This window comes from Neorhizobium lilium (assembly GCF_004053875.1).
Taxonomy (GTDB): Bacteria; Pseudomonadota; Alphaproteobacteria; order Rhizobiales; family Rhizobiaceae; genus Neorhizobium; species Neorhizobium lilii.
Genome location: NZ_SBIP01000001.1, coordinates 611,402 through 635,176 on the forward strand (window position 1 = coordinate 611,402; position 23,775 = coordinate 635,176).

20 protein-coding genes are annotated in these 23,775 nt (G+C 60.8%); 5 read left to right on the forward strand and 15 right to left on the reverse strand.

Annotated elements, in window-relative coordinates:
- Positions 1-8: 8 nt before the first annotated feature.
- The 10 genes from EPK99_RS02755 to EPK99_RS02800 form a co-directional block, all read right to left on the reverse strand.
- Positions 9-1,229, reverse strand: a complete 1,221-nt coding sequence (locus tag EPK99_RS02755) for an SfnB family sulfur acquisition oxidoreductase (protein ID WP_128441084.1) — start codon at positions 1,227-1,229, stop codon at positions 9-11.
- A gap of 26 nt (positions 1,230-1,255) precedes the next feature.
- Positions 1,256-2,254, reverse strand: a complete 999-nt coding sequence (locus EPK99_RS02760; RefSeq protein ID WP_128441085.1) for an ABC transporter permease — start codon at positions 2,252-2,254, stop codon at positions 1,256-1,258.
- Positions 2,251-3,306, reverse strand: a complete 1,056-nt coding sequence (locus EPK99_RS02765; protein WP_128441086.1) for an ABC transporter permease — start codon at positions 3,304-3,306, stop codon at positions 2,251-2,253. Before EPK99_RS02765 ends, EPK99_RS02760 begins: the two co-directional genes overlap by 4 nt.
- The gene (locus EPK99_RS02770; protein WP_128441087.1) at positions 3,296-4,837 is read right to left on the reverse strand and encodes a sugar ABC transporter ATP-binding protein; all 1,542 of its coding nucleotides are present in this window, start codon (positions 4,835-4,837) and stop codon (positions 3,296-3,298) included. The genes EPK99_RS02765 and EPK99_RS02770 overlap by 11 nt, the downstream gene beginning before the upstream one ends.
- An 83-nt stretch (positions 4,838-4,920) precedes the next feature.
- Entirely contained in the window at positions 4,921-5,934 is a 1,014-nt protein-coding gene (locus tag EPK99_RS02775; protein WP_128441088.1) for a sugar ABC transporter substrate-binding protein, read from the reverse strand.
- A 754-nt stretch (positions 5,935-6,688) separates the two neighbouring features.
- Entirely contained in the window at positions 6,689-7,873 is a 1,185-nt protein-coding gene (gene ssuD / locus EPK99_RS02780) for an FMNH2-dependent alkanesulfonate monooxygenase (protein ID WP_425374163.1), read from the reverse strand.
- Between the two features lie 145 nt (positions 7,874-8,018).
- Positions 8,019-8,204 (reverse strand): hypothetical protein, encoded by a 186-nt coding sequence (locus EPK99_RS02785; RefSeq protein WP_128441089.1) that lies wholly within the window; start codon positions 8,202-8,204, stop codon positions 8,019-8,021.
- Positions 8,201-8,986, reverse strand: a complete 786-nt coding sequence (locus EPK99_RS02790) for an ABC transporter ATP-binding protein (protein WP_128442136.1) — start codon at positions 8,984-8,986, stop codon at positions 8,201-8,203. The genes EPK99_RS02785 and EPK99_RS02790 overlap by 4 nt, the downstream gene beginning before the upstream one ends.
- Positions 8,986-9,828, reverse strand: coding sequence for an ABC transporter permease (locus tag EPK99_RS02795; RefSeq protein ID WP_128441090.1), 843 nt, complete (start codon positions 9,826-9,828; stop codon positions 8,986-8,988). Before EPK99_RS02795 ends, EPK99_RS02790 begins: the two co-directional genes overlap by 1 nt.
- 10 nt (positions 9,829-9,838) lie before the next feature.
- Positions 9,839-10,768 (reverse strand): aliphatic sulfonate ABC transporter substrate-binding protein, encoded by a 930-nt coding sequence (locus EPK99_RS02800; protein WP_128442137.1) that lies wholly within the window; start codon positions 10,766-10,768, stop codon positions 9,839-9,841.
- 209 nt (positions 10,769-10,977) lie between these two features.
- Between EPK99_RS02800 and EPK99_RS02805 the strand changes: the two genes are divergently transcribed.
- The gene (locus EPK99_RS02805; RefSeq protein ID WP_128441091.1) at positions 10,978-12,396 is read left to right on the forward strand and encodes an FAD/NAD(P)-binding protein; all 1,419 of its coding nucleotides are present in this window, start codon (positions 10,978-10,980) and stop codon (positions 12,394-12,396) included.
- Between the two features lie 723 nt (positions 12,397-13,119).
- Here the strand turns inward: EPK99_RS02805 and EPK99_RS02815 are convergent.
- From EPK99_RS02815 to EPK99_RS02835, 5 genes are all read right to left on the reverse strand, one after another.
- On the reverse strand, positions 13,120-15,051 hold the full coding sequence (locus EPK99_RS02815; protein ID WP_128441092.1) for a methyl-accepting chemotaxis protein: 1,932 nt from the start codon (positions 15,049-15,051) through the stop codon (positions 13,120-13,122).
- Positions 15,052-15,261: 210 nt separating this feature from the next.
- Positions 15,262-16,581 carry an LLM class flavin-dependent oxidoreductase gene (locus EPK99_RS02820; RefSeq protein ID WP_128441093.1) on the reverse strand — a complete coding sequence of 440 codons (1,320 nt, stop codon included), beginning with the start codon at positions 16,579-16,581 and terminating at the stop codon, positions 15,262-15,264.
- 303 nt (positions 16,582-16,884) lie between these two features.
- Positions 16,885-17,016, reverse strand: coding sequence for a hypothetical protein (locus EPK99_RS25875; protein WP_281033436.1), 132 nt, complete (start codon positions 17,014-17,016; stop codon positions 16,885-16,887).
- A 67-nt stretch (positions 17,017-17,083) separates the two neighbouring features.
- Positions 17,084-18,676 (reverse strand): ABC transporter substrate-binding protein, encoded by a 1,593-nt coding sequence (locus EPK99_RS02830; RefSeq protein ID WP_128441094.1) that lies wholly within the window; start codon positions 18,674-18,676, stop codon positions 17,084-17,086.
- Positions 18,673-19,236, reverse strand: a complete 564-nt coding sequence (locus EPK99_RS02835) for a MarR family winged helix-turn-helix transcriptional regulator (protein WP_245455604.1) — start codon at positions 19,234-19,236, stop codon at positions 18,673-18,675. The genes EPK99_RS02830 and EPK99_RS02835 overlap by 4 nt, the downstream gene beginning before the upstream one ends.
- A gap of 207 nt (positions 19,237-19,443) precedes the next feature.
- Here EPK99_RS02835 and EPK99_RS02840 point away from each other — a divergent pair, with 207 nt between their 5' ends.
- From EPK99_RS02840 to EPK99_RS02855, 4 genes are read left to right on the forward strand one after another with little or no spacing between them, the layout of a single operon-like run.
- Positions 19,444-20,145 (forward strand): creatininase family protein, encoded by a 702-nt coding sequence (locus EPK99_RS02840; protein WP_128441095.1) that lies wholly within the window; start codon positions 19,444-19,446, stop codon positions 20,143-20,145.
- 58 nt (positions 20,146-20,203) lie between these two features.
- Positions 20,204-21,175, forward strand: a complete 972-nt coding sequence (locus EPK99_RS02845; RefSeq protein ID WP_128441096.1) for an ABC transporter permease — start codon at positions 20,204-20,206, stop codon at positions 21,173-21,175.
- Positions 21,175-22,050: an ABC transporter permease gene (locus EPK99_RS02850; protein WP_128441097.1), complete on the forward strand. Its 876-nt coding sequence runs from the start codon at positions 21,175-21,177 to the stop codon at positions 22,048-22,050. Before EPK99_RS02845 ends, EPK99_RS02850 begins: the two co-directional genes overlap by 1 nt.
- Complete coding sequence (locus EPK99_RS02855) at positions 22,047-23,771, forward strand: dipeptide ABC transporter ATP-binding protein (RefSeq protein ID WP_128441098.1); 1,725 nt, start codon at positions 22,047-22,049, stop codon at positions 23,769-23,771. The genes EPK99_RS02850 and EPK99_RS02855 overlap by 4 nt, the downstream gene beginning before the upstream one ends.
- Positions 23,772-23,775 lie beyond the last annotated feature (4 nt).

Consider the following 23,775-nt stretch of genomic DNA (forward strand, 5'->3'; position numbering starts at 1 on the left):
CCTTGGCCTCAGAGTGCACCGCTTCTGGGTGGCGCGACGTCGTTGAGATGATAATTGCCCGCCACGTGATATTTCCACCGGACGGGGTCGTGAAGCGTGTGGGTACGGGCATTGCGCCAGTGGCGGTCGAGGTTCAGCCCTTCGCGGGCCGATGCCGTGCCGGCCAGTTCGAAAAGCGTGTTGGTGGCCTCGATGGCGATTTCCGTCGTCAAGACCTTGGCGCTTGCCACGGCGAGCGAGGCGGCGATGGCCGTCTCCTCGGTCAGATCGACCTGGGCGTGATCGACTTTGCGGCCGGCATAATCCACCATGGCGGTCGCCGCCTCGATGCGGATGGCGACCTGCCCGACTCGAGCGATCGTCAGCGGATCCTCCGACGCCCGCTCGACACCACTGTTCGTCCACGGCCGCGAGGTCGTGCGGACGAAGCGGACCATGTCGGCAAAGGCCGCCCGCGCAATGCCAAGATCGATGCCTGCATGGATGATCTGCCCAACGGAGCCGATCGTGCCCGGGCGCTCGAAGCCCTTGTGGTGGCGCACTACCGCACTTGAGGGCACACGGACGCCATCCAGAATGGTCGTGCCGCTGCCGGTCGTGCGCTGGCCGATGCCGTCCCAGTCGTCGACGATCTCGACGCCTTCTGTGTCCCGCGGCACGAAGGACATGGTGATCTTCTCGTCCTCGTCGAGCGCGAAGATGGCAATCCAGTCCGCAAACAGCACGCCGGTGGAATAGAACTTGCGTCCGTCGATGCGAAAGCCAGCACCATCCCGCGTCAGCCGCGTGTTGTAGTGCCCGACCGTCTTGGTGCCTGTCTCCGACAGGGCATTGCCGAACCGGTCGCCGGCCAGCGCGCGGCCGTAGTAGAACCGCTTCTGGTCGTCGGTGCCGTCGTGGCGCAGGGCTTCAAGGATGTAGAAATGGTTCTGCGGGATCTGCCCGATCGAGCCATCGGCCTCCGACAGGATGGCGGTGACCTCCGCCAGCACGGCGTTGGAAACGTCGATGCCGCCATATTCGGCCGGCACCGTAATGGCGAGAAGACCAGAGGCCGCAAGGCGGTCCATCTCCGCATGCGGCAGGATCCGGTCGCGGTCCCGCTCGCTCGCGGTCAGGGCGAATTCGGCGGCCAGCGTCCGGGCGACGATAAGCGCTTCCTCCTCGCTCGCGATCCTGTCTGCCGTGCGGTCGGTGTCATGGGTGCTGAGGCGTATCAGTTTGGTCATGGCTCTTCTCCTTAGAGCGCCGCGCGTCAAGCGCGGGCCACGGCCTTGCGGTTGGCAAAGCTGATAGCGAGGACGACAAAGATCAGGAGGCCGGTGCCCACCTGCTGCCAATAGAAATTAAGACCGGTCAGAAGCAGTCCATTGGAGACGATGCTGAGTAGCAGGACGCCGAGCACCGTGCCGGCGATATTCGGCCGCCCATGCGGGCTGAGCGTCGTGCCGATGAACGTCGCGCCGATGGCGTTGAGCAGGAAGGCATTGCCCGACGACGGAATGTAGACCGTGACGGTCGAGGTCAGCACCAGCCCGGCAATCGCCGCGATCACCGAGACGAGAAGATAGGTGACCGCGACATGCGCCTTCAGCGCGATGCCGGAATAGCGCACCACGTTCGCCTCAATGCCCGTCGCCGTCACCACGCGGCCGAAGCGGCTTTTCGTCAGCACGATGGCGGCAACCGCGATGACGAGACCGGCGGCAATCAGCGGCACGGGCACGCCGGCAACGACGCCGCGGCCGAGGAACCGGAAGCTTTCGGGAATGCCGGCAGGCGGCAGATAGACCGGATTGCCGCCATTGGTGAGGATCTGCTGGGCGCTACGGCCGATGAACAGCGTGCCGAGCGTTGCCAGAAACGGCGAGATGCCGATGCCGGAGATCAGCACAGCATTGAAGCCCCCCACCAGGGCACCGCCACCGATACCGGCAAGGGCCGCAAGCGGCACTGGCTGCCCGGCCAGCACCAGCGAAACGAAGGTGAAGCTCGAGAAATCGATGGCCGTGCCGACGGACAGGTCGATGCCGCCGGCAGCGACAGCGAAAGTCATGGCGACGGAAACGATGGCAAGCAGCGTGAAATTGTTGACGAGGATGCTCTGCAGGTTGGCGACGGTGAGGAAGCTCGGCGCTGCCGCGGAGAAGGCGGCAAAGACTGCGACCAGCGCGACGACCAGCGCATACCGGGCAAAACGGCGCAGCAAGCCGTGGTGCGACTGTGAGTGCGAGACGTTGGACACGAGCGTCATGCCGACGTCTCCTGTTTGCGCAGCAGCGTGGTGGCAGAAACGACGAAGAGGATCAGGAGACCCTGGACGCCGCTGACCAGCGTGCTGGAGAGGTTGAGAAGCTGGAAGCCGTTGACGAGGAAGCTCACGAAGAGCGCCGAGAGCAGCGTCCCGATGACGGTCGGCACGAGGCGGCGCGAGAAGACGGTGCCGAGCAGGGCAGTCACCACCACCGGCAGCAGGAGGTCGCCCGCCCCCGTGGTGCTGCCGCTGAGATACGACACCGAGAGGATACCGGCGATACCCCCGCAGAAGCCGCTGAACAGGAACGCACCCGCTATGAACGGCTTGACGGAAAGGCCGGACGCTCGCGCGGCTTCGGGAAACTCGCCGACGGCGTAAAGCCGAAGCCCAAGCGGAGTCGCCTGGACCACGAGAGCCGCAACCAGCGTAAAACCGATGAGGACATAGGCGAGAACGGGGATGTCGAACGGGCCGCTGCCCGAGAGCAGCGTCAGCAGGTCGCCCGTTGCGGGAATGACGGTGTTCTGCGTGAGCACAAGCTCGAGCCCGGCGACGACGTTCATCACCGCCAGTGTCGCAAGCAGCGGTACAATGCCCGCAAGCGTGATGGCGAGCGCGTTGACGATGCCGATAGCGAGCCCCATCGCCAGCGCGCCGGCGACCGCCACAGCATCACCGAAGCCCGCCTGTGACAAGGCCGCATAGACCGCGGCGCTGAGGCCCATGTTGGCGGCGAGCGACAGATCGATGCCGCCTGTAACCACATTGCCGCCGCCGGCGATCATTACGACCGTCAGCCCGATGGCAAGGACTCCGGCAATAGCCGACTGGCCGAGCACGTTGCCGATATTGCCGACCGATAGGAAATATGGCGCTGTGACGGAGAAGACGATCAGCACGGCGACGAAGACGGCAAGCGACCCACCCCGCAGGAGCAGTGTCGCAATCCGCCGCCCCGCCGTGCCGGAGGACGCACCGAAGCCGCGGGTCTGTGCAGGTTCGCTGCCGCCCTGCTGCGAACCACCGAAAGGCACCGCCTCAACCGACATGACGCAGAGCCTCCGACGAACCCGTGACGTCGGCAAGGACGGCATCGACGCTGGTTTCACTCGTGTCGAGCGCCGCCGCGATCCGCCCGCGGAAGAGCACAAGGATGCGGTCGGTGATCCCCAGCAGCTCCGGCAGGTCGGACGACAGCACGATGACGCCGGCGCCGCGCGCGGCAAGATCGGCGATCAACTGATAGATCTCGACCTTTGCTCCGACGTCCACGCCGACGGTCGGCTCGTCGAGCAGGTAGATTTCGGAATGGCGGCTCAGCCACTTGGCAATCGCCACCTTCTGCTGGTTGCCGCCGGATAGCGTGCGCACCAGCGCATCGGAACCATCCGTCTTGATCTGCAGACGGTCGATCAACTGGTTCGCCTCGGCCGTTTCGGCACCCCCATTGAGAAGCCCGAAGCGGGTGAACCGATCAAGGCTCGCCAGCGTGACATTCTCGGCCACGCTGAGATCGAGCGCAACCCCATGGCGGCGACGATCCTCGGGCACCAGAGCGAGCCGCCGACGCGCAGCCTGGGCCGGTGTTTTCGTCCAGACCGTCTTGCCATCCACCTCGACACGTCCCGAGGCCGGCTGCTCCAGCCCGAACAGCGTGCGCACCAGATCCTTCACCCCCGAGCCGAGAAGCCCCGTCAGCCCGAGCACCTCGCCACGGCGCAGCGCAAAGCTCACATCCTCGTAGCGGCCGGGCGTGCTCAATCCCTCCACGCGCAGAAGCGTCGCGCCGAGCGCGGCGGTGCGTTTCGGATAGAGCTCGCCGATCTCGCGATTGACCATCAGGCCGGCAATCTCGGTCGCCGAGGTCTCCGCCACCGGCTTCGTCGCGACGTCCCGGCCGTTGCGCAGCACGGTGACAGTGTCGCAGAGGTCCTCGATTTCGCCGAGGTAATGGGAAATGTAGATGACGGTGATGCGATCGTCGCGCAGGCGGCGGATGAGCCGGAAGAGCATGTCGGCCTCGCGGCGGACGAGAGCAGCCGTCGGCTCGTCGAATACGAGAACTTTCGGCGCATGCAGGAGCGCGCGCGTGATCTGCACGATCTGCTTCTCGGCAGTGGAAAGTTCAGCGATGAGCGTCGATGTCGGCAGGCGGAGCCCGAAATAGCGGTCGAGAACCTCGGCTGCCCGACGCTGCATCTTGCGTCGGTCAAGGAACGGCGTTCCCGCGATGCGCGGTTCGCGGCCGAGGAAAAGAGATTCGCCGACCGTGAACGTCGGCACCAGAAGGCGATCCTGATGGATGAAATGAATGCCGAGCGCATCGACAGCATGCGGCGTCAGGTGATCGTGCACGACACCGTCGATCTCGATCTGGCCGGCATCCGCCCGGAGCAGCCCGGCGAGCAGTTTGATCAGCGTCGATTTCCCGGCACCGTTCTGCCCGACAAGGCCGTGTACCGATCCCCGCTCGACCGTCAGCGACACCCCCGAGAGAGCCTTCGTTCCGCCGAAACTCTTTTCGATCCCGGTCAACCGGATCATCGGGCCGATGTTCCCATCCTCTTGGGGCGACGCCATCTCGTACTCCTGCCTGAAACCATGAATGACATATCGGGACCACGGCCCCGACGGCCGCAGTCCCCAAGGATGGCTGGGGAGGATCAGCCGATACCGAGTTTTTTAGTGACGTCGTTGACGTTCGCCTTGTTGGCAAGTAGCGCGGGAACATAGGTCTCACGGGGCAATGTCTCCCCGGCCAGCAGGCGGGCGACGTTGCCGATGGCGGTGCGGCCAAGTTCGCCCGGCTGCTGGGCGACATCTGCGGCCGCGGGCGATGCAGGATCGGCCACGAGCTGCAGCACTTCGGGGCTGCCGTCCACGCCATAGGTACGGATTTCGGTACGGCCCGCAGCGGCCAGCGCCTGCGTCGCGCCCAGCTGCGGAATGTCCCAGGCCGACCAGATGGCCTTGATGGAGCCCTTCTCGGGATACTTGTTGAGAATGGCCGTGATCTGCGTGAAAGCGTCCTGAACCGTATTCGGAATGACGTCGCGCAGCTCCGGCTGAAGGATCTTCACCTTGGGGAAGTACTTCACCACGTTGACCAGCTGGTCGTAGCGGATGGCGCACGGCGTTACGCCGTAGAAGCCGTTGAACACGACGATATTACCCTCGCCACCTATATCCGACACGAGCTGCAGCGCCAGGTCCTTGCCGATGCCCCAGTTGTCGGAGGTCGAGTTGTTCAGTGAATGCGTCGAGCCGACATCAATCGTCAGCACGGGAATTCCCGCGTCGCGAGCCTTCTTCAGCCAGGGATCGATAACGGTCAGCGTGCCGAGCAGCTGGACGATCGCATCCGGCTTCTGCGCGATCAGCGTCTGCAACTGCGACACAAGCTTGCCGTCATTGCGGCCCGCATCCACAGCGATCGGCTCGCCGCCGAGCCGTTTCACCTCCTCGATCTGGGCATTATAGGCCTGCAAATCAAAGAAGTGATCCGTTCCCGCCGTGCTGATGCCGATGCGCTTGCCCTTGAGCGAGCCTTCAGCGGCCGATGCAAAAGCTGATGTGCCGCTGAGGATTGTCGTACCCGCGACGGCGACCCCGGCGACCGCCGACCATTTTAGGATTTCCCGCCGGGCAAACAACCCGCGTTCCTCGTTTTTGCTCATTTCCCCATCTCCAAATCCATAACCTCAACAATTCTATAGTCTCAGTAGACTGACCAGCTTGCGAGGAAGCGCATTTCATTTAGAGGGCTTCAAAGAGAAACGATCACTTTTTTGGCGCCGACATTGGAAAACCACGAATGCCGATCCGTCTCGACTGAAACGCCCATGACCTGAGATTTCGCAATATGCCCGCAGTCAGGCAACATTGACGACCGGGCGTGCCCCGTTGCGAACTGCACAAACGACAGGCCTATTTCCTGGTGATGTCATTAACCTGAGTTTGAATTGGCGGGCATGATCAAGCCCGCCAGCTATAAACGCCCAACGCTATCGCTTTCCACCCCAAGCTCATTGCCATGCCGAGGCGCAAGGTCTGATCTATGCGACCGATCAATGACGGTATGAAGATCACGAATACGGTGGATGAACGATGACTTGCAGATCGATACCTTGCGCCTTGGCCTCCGGCACGAGCGCTTCGACGGAACGCTATACACGCCCGGCACCACGCCGATCTTCACGGTCTCGGCAAGTGCAGGTGCAGGTGCAGGTGCAGGTGCAGTAAGCAGAGCCGCTGTCAGAATAGATAGAATTTTCATGTCACCCTCTCGAAGTTGCCTGCCCAAAAGCTGGTCGCTTCTGTGGACTTGAGAGAGACGCCTTTGCTATTCGGAATGAAGACGAAGAAAATCTTGCTGCAGCTGTCGTTCTACCGGGAAGGTCCAACCTGAGGACCATCCCGTGGTCGCAATCGTCAAGACCCGGACACGATACGAACATTGCCGCCATGTCCGCCGCCGCCAAAGACCTGGCGTTTTCCGAAGGATGAACGGATCTGATTGCGCGGTCCGGCGAGCCCTATTTCTGGAAACAGAAGTTCTGAAACACGATAGGCTTCCTCCAGGTGAGGATAGCCGGACGCAATGACAGTATCGATGCCCAGCGCCTGATATTCCCGCAGCCGTGCGGCAACCGTCTTCGGCGAGCCGACGAGCGCCGTCCCGGCGCCGGACCGTACCAAGCCCACTCCGGCCCAAAGGTTGGGCGACACCTCAAGCTTGTCGCGGCGGCCGTTATGCAAGGCAACCATACGCGCCTGGCCGACGGAATCGGAATTCTTGGCGAAGACGTCCTGGGCAGCCGCGATGGTCTCGTCGGACAGTTTCGAGATCAGTCGGTCGGCATCCTCCCAGGCTTCCTCATCCGTCTCGCGGACGATGAAATGCAGACGGATACCGAAAGTCACCTGACGACCCCGCGCCTCCGCCGCCTTCCGCACCTTGGCAATTTTTTCTTCCACCTGTGCCGGTGGCTCGCCCCAGGTCAGGTATTTGTCGATGATGCCGGCCGAGAAATCGATGGCGGCATCCGACGAACCGCCGAAGTAGATCGGTGGTCGTGGTTCCTGAACCGGCGGCAGGCCAAGCTCGGCATGATGCGCCTGGATGTATTTACCGTCGAGATGGGCGCTGCCAGTCTCGATCAGCTTGTTGAACACGTCGAAGAATTCGCCGGCATGCAGGTAGCGCTCATCGTGCGGTAGAAAAATACCGTCTCCTGCCAGTTCCTGGGCGCTGCCTCCGACGACGATATTGAGGAGCAGGCGTCCGTTAGAAACACGATCGAGAGTCGAGGTCAGCCGTGCATAGTAGGACGGGGATGCGACACCGGGACGGATCGCCACCAGAAACTTCAATTTCTCCGTCCGCGCCGCCAGGTCCGCGGCAAGAATGAAGGACTCCTCGCAGGCCGCTCCGGTCGGGATAAGCACACCGGAATAGCCGAGACGATCTACGGCCTGGGCGATCTCGCGAAAATAACCCGGATCGGAAGGGCGGTTGAGATCGTCGGATCCCAGATAGGCACCATCTCCGGAGGAGGGAATGAACCAGAGAAAATCGAGTGCCTGCTCGCCGTTTGCCATAGCAACGTCCTTCATGAAATGCCTTGCACCGCGCAAAGGCGCAGCTCGGGAAAAAGAATGATAGCGAGGACTTGGGGCGCCAGACAGATTTTTTGGTTCAAGGTCCATCTTACCATCGGTAAATCCTTCCAACACGCCGCCGCCTAAGCAGAACACTATTTCAGCAGATGGGAAGTTGGAGCCAGAAAAAGCTTTCGCAGCGCTGCGCATCTTCAGCCCGGTCGGGGTGCCGTTCGCTTCGGATTTGCTCCTGACACTCCCGGGTCTGGTCATCCGCCGAGGACTTTCGCTTGCGCGTTAAGCCAAACAGGTCGAAGCCGAAAAGAGACATGCTGGCAGCAATCATGAAAATACCCTCCGGTTGGAAATTGCCTCGTTCAAATTCAGTTCCGGTTGATCTGTAGACGCCAATGACCGACGAAGAGCCGCGCGGATCCTCTTCTTGTAAGGTTCCAGATCCAGCTCGTGACGCGGGAGCGGAAGATCCATGTCTATTTCTTCCAATATCCGGCCGGGCGACGGCTGCATCACCACGACCCGGTGCGCCAGAGCAGCGGCCTCCTCTATGTCATGGGTGACGATCACGATCGTCGGTCCGGCATCGCGCCAGATCTCCAGCAGATGATCCTGCAAACTTGCCCGGGTCATTGCATCAAGTGCCGAAAACGGTTCGTCCAGCAGCAGGACTTCCGGCTGCGTGATGAGAGCGCGTGCGATCGCCACTCGCTGCGCCTGACCGCCCGAAAGCTCCTTTGGCAGGCGTTTCTCATAGCTTTGAAGCTGCACCTGCTGCAGAACCGCCCGCAGCCGGCGGCCCTGTTCCAGTCGGTCGAGATGGCGGATGCCGAAGCAGATATTCTGCTCCACGGTGAGCCAGGGCAGGAGCCGCGGCTCCTGGAAGATGAGGTTGATCAGCGGGTGCGGCGCCATCACCTGCTCGCCGTGGATTTTCACCTGGCCACGCGTGGCGGACTCAAGACCGCTGATCAACCGCAGCAATGTGCTCTTGCCGCATCCGGAACCGCCGATGACCGCGACGATTTCGCCGGCCAGGATGTCCAGGTTGAGAGCGCCTAGGGCCTCGACGCCATTGGGATAGGTTTTCGCAAGCGATCGGAGTGACAACATCATTCCTGCTCCCTCCTGAAATTGTCCTGCCACGCGGTCAGGGGTGCGGTCAGAAGCACGAGAAGACCGTCCGAAAATTTGCCGAGAATCGCGAAGACAAGGATCGCGGCGACGATCTGGTCGGGCTTGCCGAGCTGCTGGCCGTCAACCAGGAGGTAACCAAGACCCTCGGATGCGCCCATGAACTCGGCTGCGACCACGAACATCCAGCCAAGGCCGAGGCCGGTGCGCAATGAGACGACCAAGGCCGGCAGGATGGCAGGAAAGAGGATCCGACGTACGAGATCGAAGCCGGACAGGCGGAAGATGCGCCCGACCTCGACGATCTTCCGATCGACGGAGGATAGGCTCGCCGACACGCCGAGATAAACGGGAAAGAACACGCCGACGGCGATCAACGCCACTTTCGAGGTCTCGAAGATGCCGAACCAGAGAATGAACAGCGGCACCCAGGCAATCGACGGGATGGCCCGCAGCGCCTGCAGGGTAGGATCGAGCAGGCGGCGGGCCAGCCGGAAGTAACCTGTGACGCCGCCGAGCAATATCCCCGCCACGGCACCTGCCAAGAAGCCAAACAGAACGCGCCCCACAGTGGCAAGGAGATGATGGTAAAGCTCGCCGGTCTTCTGCAACTGCCACAAGGCGTAGAGAATGCGGGACGGCGGCGGCACGAGCCGACCAGAGGCGAGACCGGACGAGACCAGGATCTGCCAGACGAGGAACCCGAGGACGGGCAGCAGAACTGCGGCAAGCGGCGCGCCGACAGCCGGTCGCCAGGATCGAGGCGCCCGGCTGGACCTGAGTTCGCGTTCCTTTGCCGCCAGAAGATCGGTCGTGGTCAATCCCGCGCTCCTATTGGACGAGCGCGTCGCTGAAGCTTGGATCGATCAGGGCGCCGGTGACCTTCGCCAGATCGGCATCCGCCGGCAGAACGCCAGCCTGCTGCAGGGCGAGCCCTGCCTTCAGGATCGTATCGCGCTGGGCGTCCCCGATGCGCGACGTGCTGAGATCCGTCCGTTCCAGCTGCTTGGAGATCACGGCATCCGGCAGTTTGGTCACTTCAATCAGGGTCGCCTTGAGCACCTGGGGGTCGGCGATAGCCTGCTTGCGTGCGGTCTCGTAGACCGAAAGGACGCGCCGGACGAGATCCGGATGGTCCTTGGCAAAGCTTTCGGTGGTGTTGAGCACACCCCAGCTGTTGTTCTCCGGCTTACGGTAGAAAAGCTTGGCGCCATCTTCAACTTCCGCTGCCGCCATGATGGGATCAAGCCCTGCCCACGCATCGACGTCGCCGCGGGTCAAGGCAAGGCGACCATCGGCATGCTGCAGCAGCACGAACTTGACGTCGCCGTCTTTCAGTCCGGCATCGGCGAGTGCCCGGACCAGGAAAATATGCGGGTCGGTGCCACGCGTCACGGCCACCGATTTACCCTTGAGGTCGGTAACGGAGTTGATCTTGGAGTCCTTGCCGGTCACCAGCGCCGTCCATTCCGGACGCGAATAGACATAGATGGATTTGATCGGGTTGCCGTTGACCTTGGCGATCAGGGCTGCGGCGCCTGCGGTAGAGCCGAAATCGATGGACCCCGCATTGAGGAATTCCAGCGCCTTGTTCGAGCCGGCCGACTGAACCCAGCGAACCGCGATGCCGTCCTTGGCGAACTCCCTTTCGAGCAGTCCTTCCTTCTTGAGAAGGAGGCTGACGGGATTATAAGTCGCCCAGTCGATGCGGATCTCGGACACTTCGGTCGCTAAGGCCTGGCCGGCAAGAAGGCCCATCATCATCGTGACCACAGCAAGCTTTGATATCAGCGCCTTCATTACCCACTCCGTCCTCGTGATCTCGAAAGGTCAGACTAGGCTGGCGTATAGGCGGCGGTAAGCAAAGGAATTTCATTGTATGGCGCTGCGATAGAAATAATATCTTTGCCCAAGAGCTGCCCATCAACCAACTTCGCCCGTGGCGAGAACGACTTTATGACGTGGACGGAATGAATATTGCTGCAAAGAACAATACTGCACCGGCCCTGACGGTCGCCATTATCGGCGGCGGATTCACCGGTGCCGCGGTGGCTTATCATCTGGCCCGGCACCGTGGCGCAGAGCGATCCGACATTCTGGTTTTCGAACCCCGCAGCGCCATCGGCAAAGGCCTCGCCTACGATAGCTCGGATCCAACTCACCGGATCAATGTGCCTGCGGGGCGGATGAGCCTTTTTCCGGACCAGCCCGAACATTTTGCGCTGTGGCTTGCCAGCAATGACGTCCTTGCCGACGACCCTGGAGCCTATCGTGCAGATGGAAGCGTCTTTCCCCGGCGCAGCGTCTTTGGAGACTATGTTCTCTCCCAGGTGAAGCCATTGCTTGAAGCGGGCCTGATCCGGCACATCCGGGCGCAGGTAATGCATATTGCCAAAACGGACACCCGTTGGCAGGTGGAAGACAGCGAAGGCAACCGCGTCTCGGCCGACATTCTGGTGATCGCCGCAACCCATCCCGCACCGCAGCCGCCTGCGCGGCTTGCATCTGCCTTGGAGGGCCACCCGCGGTATGTTGCCGATGCCACCAGACCCGACGCGCTGGAGCCGATCCGCACCAGCGACCGCGTATTGGTCGTCGGCAACGGCCTGACGGCGGCAGACGTGATAGCGTCGTTGCGCGCACGGGGTCACAAAGGCCGTATCCTGTCGATCTCCCGTCGCGGCCTTCGCTCGCGGGGCCACCCCGCCGTGCCGCAGGAACCCTATGGCGACTTCCTCTCGCCGCCACCGCGGACAGCCCTGGAATTGCTGATGCGTGCACGAACCGCCGTTCGCGCCGCCGAGGCGGCGGGCTTCTCCTGGCACGCGGCGCTTGATCAGGTCCGCGCGCAGGCTCGCCCGATCTGGCAAAACCTGCCGATCGTCGAAAGGCGCAGGCTCGTGGGGCACCTGAGGGTTTTCTGGGACGTCCATCGCTTCCGCATCGCGCCACAGGTCGAGCAGGCACTGGATCAGGCGGTTGTGGAAGGCGATCTGGAGATTGCCGCCGGCTCGATCCTCTCTGCCAGCCGCACCGGTGAAACCATGGATGTAGTGATCCGCCGCCGGGGCGGCGCACCTGAAACCAGCCAGTTCGATGCCGTCGTGATTACAACCGGGCCGGCCCACGGCGGCATCCTCGCCAGCCAGCCATGGTTATCGGACCTCGCGAAGGCTGGCAGCCTGACGATGGATCCGACCGGGCTTGGACTAGGCTGCAACGAAAAAGGCGAGGCACTTGACTTGGATGGAAAGCCGCAACCGGATCTGCTGATTGCCGGCCCGCTGGCACGCGGTGTATTTGGTGAATTGATGGGTCTGCCACAGGTGAGCGAATATGCGGCTTTCATCGCTGATCGGGTGGCCAGGTCCATTGCGGCGCTGCGATGACTGGACTTACTCGTTCAAGGAACTCGCCTTGAATCGCCGAGGTCGATGACCTTTACATCATGAAGGAAAGCGACGAGCTCGGTATCCTTGAAGCAGAGGCAGTGCAGGAGACCGCTGCCGCCATGGCCGAAGCCATCTGCTAAGCTGCTTGTCACCGCTCGTCAAAAGCAGAGGCGCTTCCAAGGCTAACTAGGCTGGGGGAAGCCCTGCTGCGCGATAGCTCCTGATCATCGGGGCGAAGATGGATATATCTGAGCGGCTACGTGCAAGGAGCTGGCCCAGGCTTTTGCGGCGAAGATCGCGCGCTACTCTCCCCTCTTCCATCGGCGCCTCGCCCGATCACCTCGTAACAGGCCCGGCTCAGGCTGATGATGCTTGCCAATGCGCGCAGCCGCCTGCGATGAAAACTGCCGTACTAAGTGCTGCCGACAATGGCATCGTCGCAAAAAATGGCCGAGATGCAGATCTCGCCAAGAGTTTGGCCATAAGGCAAGCGGTTTCTTGCATGGCGCCCACAACCCCACTTCGTTATTTGGTGCCGACAGAAGCAAATCCGGTTGTTGCGCGTCTCGAAAGCTCAAATCCAAAACCTGCGATTGTCCTCAGACGATAAACGCCGTGCTTGCGGGTTAGCCGGGGAGCGCACGCAGAATTCCTGATCTTGCAGCCGGAAGGCAATGGTCTCAAGCGTATTGCCTGTATTGATCGTTGAACTGACGTTCATCAGAACTCTTCCCAGCTTTCCTTGACCGCGGCGTTTCCGGAAAATGCCTGGGCGACCTTCCCAGCAAGACGACGAACTGGCGATTGTATGGGCCGGTGACCGGCGTTATCAGCCATCACAACGGCGGTCTGCCGAAGCGCGCTGCCGAGTTGGAATTGCGAGATCAATTCCCGCAATCTGCCGCTTTCGTTGGCAAGGCTCGCGCCTGCGGCGCTGGTTTCTTCGACCATAGCGGCGTTTTGCTGCGTCACCTGATCCATCTGGTTGACCGCCGTATTGACTTCCCCTAGACCCACGGACTGTTCCTTAGCAGACGTCGCAATCGAGTCCATATGCTGGTTGACCGTGACGATATAACCCTCGATGGTCTTTAGCGCAGAACCTGTGTCGCTGACGAGCTTGACGCCGCTTTGCACTTCGGCGGAGGAGTTGCGGATCAGATCCTTGATTTCCTTGGCCGCCTTTGCCGAACGCTGGGCGAGCTCGCGCACTTCCTGGGCCACGACTGCAAAGCCCTTGCCAGCCTCTCCGGCACGTGCAGCTTCAACGCCGGCGTTGAGTGCCAGAAGATTTGTCTGGAAAGCGATCTCGTCGATAACACCGATGATATTCGAAATTTCGCTCGAAGACTGCTCGATCTTCTGCATGGCATCAACCGCATTGGCGACCACCTTACCGGACTGGGCAGCGCTTTCGTTAGCAAGAACCGCCACCTTGCGGGCTTCGTCGGCACGCTTGGACGAGTTGGCGACATTGACGGTGATCTGGTCGAGAGCAGCGGCGGTTTCTTCCAGCGAGGCGGCCTGCTGTTCGGTGCGCTTGGACAGATCGTCGGCGCTGGCACTCACTTCGCGGCTGCCAGTATCAATCGCACTCGTTGCCTCGGCGACAGCCTGCAGAGTTTGGGAAAGCTGACCAACGGCGGCATTAAAATCAGACCGCAGAATTTCAAAATCGGCAGCAAAGGGTTCCGCAAGCTGGAATGTGAGATCGCCAGCGGCCAGATGCTTCAGACCTTCGCCGAGCCCGGCTGTTGCTTGCGCCATTTGATCAGCACGAACTCGATCCGCTTCCGCCGTCCGCAAGCGCGTCGCCTCCGCATCACTTCTCATGCTGTCGGAATCAGCGGCAAGCTGTTCGGCTTTCAGGCCGTTGTCCTTGAAGACCTGCACGGCCTTGGCCATGCCACCAATCTCGTCCCTACGCTCCGTTCCACCAACATCGACCTTGAAATCGGCATTGGCAAGACGACCCATGACACCAGCCAAAGACTTGATCGGCGCAACCATCCATGCACGGATGGCAAAGAAGCCGCAGAGCATGACGATGATCAGACCGACAACCGAGCCTACTGCTGCCGTCATGACGGTCCCATTGGAAATCGTTGTCAAGTTGTCGTTAACATCATCTGCCGTTTTAACAAGCTCGTCGGTCAGCAACACCAGGTCTTGTGTCAATTGGGAAAACAACGGCTGACAGTCGGCCAGAAATAAATCCTGGCTCAGTTTGATGGCCGCGTCTGAGGTAGCGGCACTTGCTGCATCAATCGTAGGTTTGCAATTTTCGGTGAGGACCTTCAGCATTCCAGTTTTCAGGGAGCCGAATCTCGTCTCACCGGGCAGCGCGGCTATCGCCATACCGAGGTTCTTTATCATCGCGTCCCGGTTAACTGCCAAATCATCCACTGCGTGTCTGTTCTGAGCCTCTGTACGTGAGATCGTCATTTCAGCAATATTGGCACGAGCAGTTTGGAACGAACGGTTGGCTCGAACCAACTTTTGGGCGGCCCTGGCCTCTCCCGACATCAATTCACTGTAGAGGCGATCGACCTTCAAAATTTGTGTGGACGAGTACGTGACCACTCCAAGCGTGAACAATCCGAAGACGGCCATGATGGTGAGGAATTTTCCGATGATAGAAACGTTCTGCATGACAGCCTCCAGCACCCTCGTCCGGAGGGCGAACACGACAACTAATTATCCCTGGAAGCAAAATCATCATGCTAAGGGCGAGAAGCCGGGCGTCATGCCTGTCGTGATTGTGCTGGATGAGTTTTTGATCGCCTCAACGCACATGCAAAATCTCACATAGAAGTGTTGATTAATATTAAACGATTACGAGCGGCGCAGCCGCTGCTTCGCCTAGGTAAAGAACCTGTTTTCTGGCCGCGGAAGTCCCAAATGTTCGCGCAATGTCGATCCCTCGTAATCTCGCCTAAAAATACCGCGTCGTTGCAGTTCCGGCACAAGTCTTTGCGTCACGTCGTCGAGGCCCTGCGGCAGATAGGGGAAGACAATCGTGAAGCCATCCGACGCAGCGTTGCCGAGCCATGTCTCCATCTCGTCTGCAATAGTTTGCGGCGTTCCCACGAAGGCCAGCCCCGCATAACCGCCATATCGCTGCGCCAGCTGACGGACCGTCAGATTTTCCTCGCGTGCTAGACGGATAGCCTGCGCCTGCCCGGTCTTACTGGCATTGGTCTCCGGTATTTCCGGCAGCGGTGCATCAGGATTAAAGCCCGATGCGTCATGCCCAAGCGCAATCGACAGCGAAGCAATCGCGCTGTCATAATGCACCAGACTGTCGAGCTTGGCGCGTTTGGCCTTCGCTTCCTCGACCGTGTCGCCAATCACGACCATGGCGGCCGGAAGGATTTTCAGATGCTCCGGCTGCCGGCCAAACGCCAACATCCGTCCTTTGATATCTGCATAAAGCGCAGTCGCCGCAGCGGTGTCACGAGGCGAACAGAACACGAGTTCGGCAGTCTCGGCCGCCAGTTGGCGACCCGGCTCCGATTGCCCTGCCTGCACGATAACCGGCCAACCCTGAACAGGGCGGGCGATGTTGAGCGGACCGCGCACGCTCAACTCATCACCCTTGTGGTCGAGGACATGCATCTTCGCAGCGTCGAAGAAGATGCCGCTTTCCTGATCGCGGATAAAAGCGTCATCGGCAAAGCTGTCCCAAAGGCCAGTCACGACGTCGTAGAATTCGCGGGCGCGTGCGTATCGCTCGCCATGGGCAACGTGTTCGTCCAGCCCGAAATTTCTCGCTGAATCAGGATTGGAGGTGGTAACAATGTTCCAGGCCGCACGACCGTTGCTGATGTGATCCAGCGAGGCAAAGCGGCGGGCCACATGGTAAGGTTCGTCGAATGTCGTCGAGGCGGTGGCCGCAAGCCCGATCTTCTTCGTCACCGAAGCGAGAGCGGAAAGAAGCGTGAAAGGTTCGAATGACGAGACGGTATGACTGCGCACGAGAGCATCGACCGGCATATTCAGTACGGCCAGATGATCCGCCATAAAGAAGGCATCGAATTTCGCCGCCTCAAGTTTTTGTATGAATGATTTTATATGGCCAAAATTGAAATTGGCGTCGGGATAAGCACCGGGATAACGCCAAGCCCCTGTGTGTAGGCTAACGGGTCGCATGAAAGCGGTTAGGTGCAGGGACTTTACCATAAGGTGCGCTCCTGAGTTTCAACGAGACCTTGGATGTGGGTAGAAATAGCCCGAAAATGTAGGGAACGCATTTGCGTTGATTACCGAGGGCTTGAAAAAGTATGCTTGTTTCTTGCGACGAGCCGAAAAATTACGGATGGCTGCCCTTGGTTGCTCTCCAAATTATCTCGCGACGCCTGGCCTCTGTGAAAGACGCGAAGGATATTTCGTTTAGCTTGATGGACCCTCGCCTGCTGGTTCGAGCGAAAACACCTCGTCATGGGTGGCAACGAAGAACTTTCTTGAGCGCCGATCCGCCGGCACTCAGAACCGCGCCCAGCCGGCCTTCAGGGCCTCCCCGAGATCGGTACTTGCGGCTGCCCATTCCACGTCGCTGAGGTTGAGCTTGGCCATGACCCCGCAGCCGCCGTGAGTTGCCGGTGCTGTCTTCGTCATCGGATTCCTTCATGGTCATTGAAGGCCGGGCACCAGGCCCGGCCGGTACTCTTCGAGGTAGGACCGCTTACTTGGCAGGACGGATATTCATGGCGAGCGTGTCCTCGTCCGAACGCGGCACGATGGTCACCGACTTTTTCATGCCCCAGGCGGAAACGATCGAAGCGATCGACAGGTTGGGACGGTCGCTGGCGACCAGCGCGTTGGCGTCCTTCAGATACTGTTCCCGCTTCTTGGCATCCATCTCGACGCCGGCATTCTCGATCAGCTTGTCCATCGTCGGGTTGGAGTAATTGCGGATGTTGAAGGCGCCGAGCTTCTTGGCCGGATCGTTGCTGTGGACCAGCGACGACAGCGTGTAATTGGATTCACCCGTCAGCGTACCCCAGCCGGACATGGTCAGCGAATAATCGCCGCGCGTATTAGCCGGGAAATAAACGGCGCCGGGCTGGGCATTGGCTTCCACCTGAATGCCGATCGCCGTCAGCATCTGGGCGATCGTCGTGCCGGCATCCTTGTCGCCAGGCAGGCGGTCGTTGGTGAAGGAGAAGGTGACCTTGAAGCCGTTGGGATAACCCGCCTCAGTCAGTAGAGCCTTTGCCTTGGTTACGTCAGACTTCGTGGACTTCACATCCGGGTTGTAACCGAAGATGTTCGGCGTCACGAGCTGTGACTGGACCGTGCCCATGCCTTCCATGGCGATCTCCGTGATGGTTTCCCTGTCGATGGCGAGATCGAAGGCTTCACGCACTTTCGGATCGGTGAAGGGGTTCTTGGCAAGCGGCGAACCGTCCTTGGCGCTCACCTGCGGCGACTTTTCGCGGAAGTCGAAGGCGATATTGAACAGGTAGACACTGTTCTGACGCACCACGGTCAGCTTGGAATCCTTCTCCAGCGTCGGCACGTCGGATGCCGGAATGCGCGAGATCAGATCGACCTGGCCGGCCTTCAGCTGCGCGACACGCGCGGCATCGTTGGGTATCTCCTTGCGGGTCACCTTGTTCCAAGGCTCCTTGCCGCCCCAGTAGCCATCGAAGCTCTGCAGGACGAGCTGTTCCTTGGGCGTCCAGGAGATGAACTTGTAGGGGCCGGTGCCGATCGCGGCCTTGCCGGAATTGAAGCCTTCGGACGCCTTTTCAGGGCTGTCCGAATAATCCTTGGCGGCGATATGCGAAACAATGAAGAGACGGATGAAATCGTTTGGCAGGGTCGGCGCCGGGCCGTCGGTCTTGATGCGGATCGTTAGCGGATCGACGATCTCGATGCCCTTGACGCGGCGCACATAAATGGTCGTTGGGTTGGGGCCTGCGACATGCGGAATGCGCTCGATCGAGAATTTGACGTCCTCGGCCGTGAAGTCGGAGCCGTCATGGAACTTCACGCCCGGGCGCAGTTTGAATTCCCAGGTCGTATCATCGACCGCCGTCCAGCTGGTGGCAAGGCCAGGCTCGAGTTCGAGATTGTTGCCGGATTTCACCAGCGAGTCGAAGATGTGCTTCACCGCCTCTGCATGAGTGCCGGCTGCGGTGAAATCGGGATCGATCGACAGCGGGCCGGCGCGCACGCCGATCGTCAGGTCTGCGGCAAGGGCTGCGCCCGACAAGCTGCCGAGCAGCGCGGCGGCGAGCAATGTGGTCCGGAATGTCCTGTGAATCGTCATTCTTCGTTCTCCTCTATATGGGTCATTGAAGGCCATTTGGATGATTCCACGACGACCTTGGCGAGCAATTCTGACAGCATCAGCTTTTCGGCCGGGGTCAGCGACGAGACCATGATATTCTCGCGCTCCACCATCGGCTGCATGGCCTGATCGACGATGCGTTTGCCTTCGTCGGTAATGTAAAGGACGAAGCTTCGAAGATCCGCCTGATCGACCTCGCGGCGGATGATGTTCTTGTCGACCAGTTTCTGGATCGCACGGCTGATCGTGTTTTTTGGAAAACCCGACGAACTGCAGATGGCGCTTGCCGTCAGCCCGTCGGACAGGCCTAGCGAATAGAGAACGACGAATTCGGGCCGCGCCAGCCCGTGTTCCTTCTCGATATGCCGATAGATCGGTTCGTTGAACTGCAAGGCCAGGAAATTGATGCGGAAGGAAAGCCAGCAGGGGTTCTGCCAGAGTTTGACCGAGACCAGATCCTCGACGCCATGGCTGCCGGCGGCAGCCTTGCCGCCTTCCCGCAACAGCGTATCCAGAGTTGGAGCGCGCGTCTCTCGCAAAATATTCGCCTCTTGCCAGCCTTGGGTTTAGTCCCGCATGGAACTTGACGTGGCGTGAAATGGCTGTCAATTTCTTTTTTTTAGTCCCGTATGGAACTTTGTATTTGCCCCATGCAGGCCTGGTCAAAGCACAATTATTATGCGTTCCGGCTGCAAACCGAACATTATTTGCGCAATCCGGCCAGGACGAAGAATGGAGACATCGGATTGAAGATCGCCGACATGAACTGGATGCAGGTCGAGGAGCGCGTGAGCGAGGAAGATCGCTGTATTCTGCCGATCGGCAGCGTCGAACAGCATGCCTATCTGAGCCTCGCGACCGATATGATTCTCGCTGAAAAGGTCTCGCTCGACGCAGCCGAGCCGCTCGGCATTCCGGTCTTCCCGGTCGTGCCTTACGGCCTCGCCTCATCGTTCGCGACGTTTCCGGGCACGATGACCCTGTCGCTCTCCACCTATATCGCCGTCATCCGCGACCTGCTCGACAGCATGTATCGCTCCGGCTTCCGCCGCATCCTCGTCGTTAACGGCCATGGCGGCAACCTTCCGGCGACGGTGGTGATTTCCGAATGGCTGAACGCCCATCCGGATGCTTCGGTGAAGTTCCACGACTGGTGGCGGGCGCCAAAAACGCTGGCCAAGGTGCAGGAGGTCGATCCAGCCGCCTCGCATGCTTCCTGGATGGAAAACTTCCCCTGGACGCGCACCACCGACCAGCGCCAGCCGATGACGCCCAAGCCCAAGATCGATTTCGCAGCAATGGCGCGTGTCGGCGCGGCGGGAAAACGCAAGCTGCTCGGCGATGGCAATTATCACGGACTCTACCAGCGCCCCGATGACGACATGCTGGCAATCTGGGACGTCGCGGTGTCGGAAACCCGCGAACTGCTGGAAAACGATTGGCACTGACGACACCGGAACGCGCTACACATTTCTGATCCGCGAGAGACCGGAGAACTGGGAACGAATGTTTGGTTTCATCCTGCAACGGCTCTGGCAGGCGATCATCGTGGTCATCGCGATGTCGGCGCTTGTCTTCTGCGGCGTCTATGCCGTCGGCAACCCGATCGACGTCCTGATCTCGCCCGACGCGACGCAGGACATCCGCGCTGCGGTGATCGCCCAATACGGCCTCGACCAGCCGCTGTGGCAGCAATACCTGACCTTCATCGGCCGTATCCTGCATGGCGATTTCGGGCGTTCCTTCGTCTACAGCATGCCGGTCAGCGAACTGATCCTGTCGCGCCTCCCCGCGACCCTTGAACTGACGCTCGTCGCCGTCCTGTTTGCAAGCCTCGTCGGCATCCCGATCGGCATGTATGCCGGCTACAAGCCGCACAGCCCGATCTCGCGCGCCATCATGGCCCTGTCGATCCTCGGCTTTTCGGTGCCGACCTTCTGGTTCGGCCTGATGCTGATCATGGTGTTTGCAGTCCAATGCGGTTGCATGCCGGCCGGCGGACGCGGCGACACTGTCAGTCTGTTCGGCGTCGATTTCAGCTTCTTGACGTTTGATGGCCTATCGCATCTTGTCCTGCCGGCGCTCAACCTGTCGCTTTTCAAGTTCTCGCTGATGATCCGCCTCGCCCGTGCCGGCACCCGCGAACTGATGCTGAGCGACACGGTCAAATTCGCCCGCGCCGCCGGTCTGTCGGAATTCACTTTGCTGAGCCGCCACGTCTTGCGGCTGATATCAATTCCGCTGGTTACCGTCTTTGGCCTCGAACTTGGCTCGACACTCGCCTTTGCCGTCGTCACCGAGACGATCTTTTCCTGGCCGGGCCTCGGCAAGCTGATCATCAACAGCATCACCTCGCTCGACCGTCCGGTGATGGTCGCTTACCTGATGCTCGTCGCCCTTCTGTTCATCGTCATCAACCTTGTGGTCGATCTCACCTATGCGCTGCTCGACCCGCGCTTGAGAAAGGGGCGTGCCTGATGCGCGACACTCCGTTCTACAGGTTTCTGGAGGAATTTCGCGGCAACAAGGTTGCCCTTGGCGCTGCGGTGATGGTGTTCATCATCGTGCTGGTCGCGCTGATTGCACCGCTGGTCACGCCGCAGGACCCTTACGATCTTGCCCATCTGGTGCTGCGCGATGCTCGCCGTCCGCCCGGTTATGTCGGCACAGGTGGTTACACCCACTGGCTGGGCACGGATTCGCAAGGCCGCGACCTCCTGTCTGCCATCATCTATGGCCTGCGCATCTCGCTGCAGATGGGCGTCATCGCCGGTGGCGTCGCCTTCGTGGTCGGCGCCCTGGTCGGCTGTTCGGCAGCCTATATCGGCGGTCGTTTCGAAAGCCTGGCGATGCGCATCGTCGACCTGCAATTGTCCTTCCCGGCCATTCTGCTCGCCTTCGTCATCGCCGCAATGCTTGGCCAGGGCCGCTACCAGCTGATCCTGGCGCTGATCTTTGCGCAATACGCATATTTTGCCCGCACAGCTCATGGGGCCGCAGCCGCGGAACGACAGAAGGATTATGTCGAGGCCGCACTCTCCATCCCGCTGTCCCCCTGGCGGGTGGTGCTCAAACACATTCTGCCCAATTCGCTGCCGCCACTGATCGTGGTCGCAACCGTGCAGGTGGCAAGCGCTATTTCGCTCGAGGCCACGCTCTCCTTCCTCGGCGTCGGCCTGCCGCCGACCGAACCTTCGCTCGGCATGCTGATCGCCAACGGCTTCCAGTATCTGCTGTCCGGCCGCTACTGGATCTCGATCTATCCCGGCCTAGCGCTGATCCTCTTCATCGTCTCGCTCAACCTCGTCGGTGACCAGATCCGCGACCAGCTCAACCCGAGGCTCCGCCGATGACCGATACCGTGAAACCATTGGCCACCCCGCTCCTCGAAGTCACCAACCTCAAAACCTGGTTCCCGAGCGGTCGCGGAGAAGTGAAGGCCGTCGATAGCGTCTCCTTCTCCATCGCACCCGGTGAAGTACTGGGCCTAGTCGGTGAATCCGGTTCTGGCAAGTCGATCACCGGTTTCTCCATCATCGGTCTTATCGATGAACCCGGCCGTATCGTGGAGGGCTCTATCAAGCTGGAGGGCCGGGAGCTGGTCGGCCTGCCTGCCCACGAACTGCGCGCCATCCGTGGCAAAGTGATTTCCATGGTCTTTCAGGACCCGATGATGACGCTGAATCCCGTGCTGAGCATCGGCATGCAGATCAAGCTGGCGCTGGAAGCCCACGAAAACATCAGCAGCTCGGACGCGCGCGAACGGGCAATCAAGGCCTTGGCGCAAGTACGCATCAGCGAGCCTGAACGGAAAGTCGATTTCTTCCCACATCAGTTTTCCGGCGGTATGCGACAGCGCGTCGCGATTGCCATTGCGCTTTTGCACCGGCCGAAGCTGATTATTTGCGATGAACCGACGACGGCGCTCGACGTGTCGATCCAGGCCGAAATTCTGGCTGAGATGAAGGAGCTGGTCTCCGAACTCGGCACCGCGCTGATCTGGATCAGCCACGACCTTGCCGTCGTCTCCTCGATCGCCGATCGCGTTGCGGTAATGAAATCCGGCCAAATAGTCGAGATCGGCCCCGCACTCGCCGTGCTGACGAAACCGCAGCACGAATATACCAGGGCGCTGCTCGACGCCCTTCCGTCGCGCGCCAGACCCGGCCAGCTGCTTTTGCGCGGCAGCGGCATAGCCGATGCGGCGCCCCCGCCGCGAAAATCCGCAACCGCCAACCTTCCGCCACTCGGCAGCCCGTATCTGGTCATCGACGACATCGTAAAACGTTTCGAGAAGCCTGCGGGCCTTTTTCGCAGCCTCGCGATCAAATCCGGCCTGTCGCGGCCGGTCAGCACCGTGCTCGCCGTCGGTGGCGTCTCGATCACCGTCAGCCGCGGCGATGTGCTGGGACTGGTCGGTGAATCCGGCTCTGGCAAATCGACATTGGGGCGCATGGCAGCAGGCATCACCGTGCCGACCTCCGGCACCATCCGTCTCAACGGCCAACCGGTGATGAGCGCCGGCCGCAGCCCGAAAAAGATCACCACTCGTATCCAGACCATTTTTCAGGACCCGTTCGCCTCGCTCAATGGCCGCATGCGGATCGGCGATATCATTGCCGAAGGGCCGCTGGCGCACCGGCTGGTGAGCCGCGCCGAGGCACCGGGATACGTGAAACAATGGCTGGCGGCGGTCGGTCTCGATCCTGCCTTCGCCGACCGCTTCCCGCACCAGTTTTCCGGTGGCCAGCGGCAGCGCATCGCCATTGCTCGGGCGCTCGCCATGCAGCCGGACGTGATCGTCTGCGACGAACCGGTCGCCTCGCTCGACGTGTCTATCCAGGCGCAGATCATCAACCTTTTGATCCGCCTGCGCGCCGAGCTCGACCTGTCGTTGCTGTTCATCAGCCACGACCTGTCGGTGGTCCGCCACCTCTGCGACCGAGTCGCCATCATGTACCAGGGCCGCATCGTCGAGGAAGGCGAAGCCGCCGAAATCTACGCCGATCCGCAGCATGCTTACACGAAGCGGCTGCTCGCCGCCGTTCCGGTCCTGCCGCAGGCAGCCGAATAGAATA

Coding starts and splice junctions, on each gene's coding strand:
- EPK99_RS02755 (WP_128441084.1), bottom strand. CDS start 1,229: ATGACCAAACTGATACGCCTCAGCACCCATGACACCGACCGCACGGCA.
- EPK99_RS02760 (WP_128441085.1), bottom strand. CDS start 2,254: ATGACGCTCGTGTCCAACGTCTCGCACTCACAGTCGCACCACGGCTTG.
- EPK99_RS02765 (WP_128441086.1), bottom strand. CDS start 3,306: ATGTCGGTTGAGGCGGTGCCTTTCGGTGGTTCGCAGCAGGGCGGCAGC.
- EPK99_RS02770 (WP_128441087.1), bottom strand. CDS start 4,837: ATGGCGTCGCCCCAAGAGGATGGGAACATCGGCCCGATGATCCGGTTG.
- EPK99_RS02775 (WP_128441088.1), bottom strand. CDS start 5,934: ATGAGCAAAAACGAGGAACGCGGGTTGTTTGCCCGGCGGGAAATCCTA.
- ssuD (WP_425374163.1), bottom strand. CDS start 7,873: ATGAAGGACGTTGCTATGGCAAACGGCGAGCAGGCACTCGATTTTCTC.
- EPK99_RS02785 (WP_128441089.1), bottom strand. CDS start 8,204: ATGATTGCTGCCAGCATGTCTCTTTTCGGCTTCGACCTGTTTGGCTTA.
- EPK99_RS02790 (WP_128442136.1), bottom strand. CDS start 8,986: ATGTTGTCACTCCGATCGCTTGCGAAAACCTATCCCAATGGCGTCGAG.
- EPK99_RS02800 (WP_128442137.1), bottom strand. CDS start 10,768: ATGATGGGCCTTCTTGCCGGCCAGGCCTTAGCGACCGAAGTGTCCGAG.
- EPK99_RS02805 (WP_128441091.1), top strand. CDS start 10,978: ATGAATATTGCTGCAAAGAACAATACTGCACCGGCCCTGACGGTCGCC.
- EPK99_RS02815 (WP_128441092.1), bottom strand. CDS start 15,051: ATGCAGAACGTTTCTATCATCGGAAAATTCCTCACCATCATGGCCGTC.
- EPK99_RS02820 (WP_128441093.1), bottom strand. CDS start 16,581: ATGGTAAAGTCCCTGCACCTAACCGCTTTCATGCGACCCGTTAGCCTA.
- EPK99_RS25875 (WP_281033436.1), bottom strand. CDS start 17,016: ATGACGAAGACAGCACCGGCAACTCACGGCGGCTGCGGGGTCATGGCC.
- EPK99_RS02830 (WP_128441094.1), bottom strand. CDS start 18,676: ATGACGATTCACAGGACATTCCGGACCACATTGCTCGCCGCCGCGCTG.
- EPK99_RS02845 (WP_128441096.1), top strand. CDS start 20,204: ATGTTTGGTTTCATCCTGCAACGGCTCTGGCAGGCGATCATCGTGGTC.
- EPK99_RS02850 (WP_128441097.1), top strand. CDS start 21,175: ATGCGCGACACTCCGTTCTACAGGTTTCTGGAGGAATTTCGCGGCAAC.
- EPK99_RS02855 (WP_128441098.1), top strand. CDS start 22,047: ATGACCGATACCGTGAAACCATTGGCCACCCCGCTCCTCGAAGTCACC.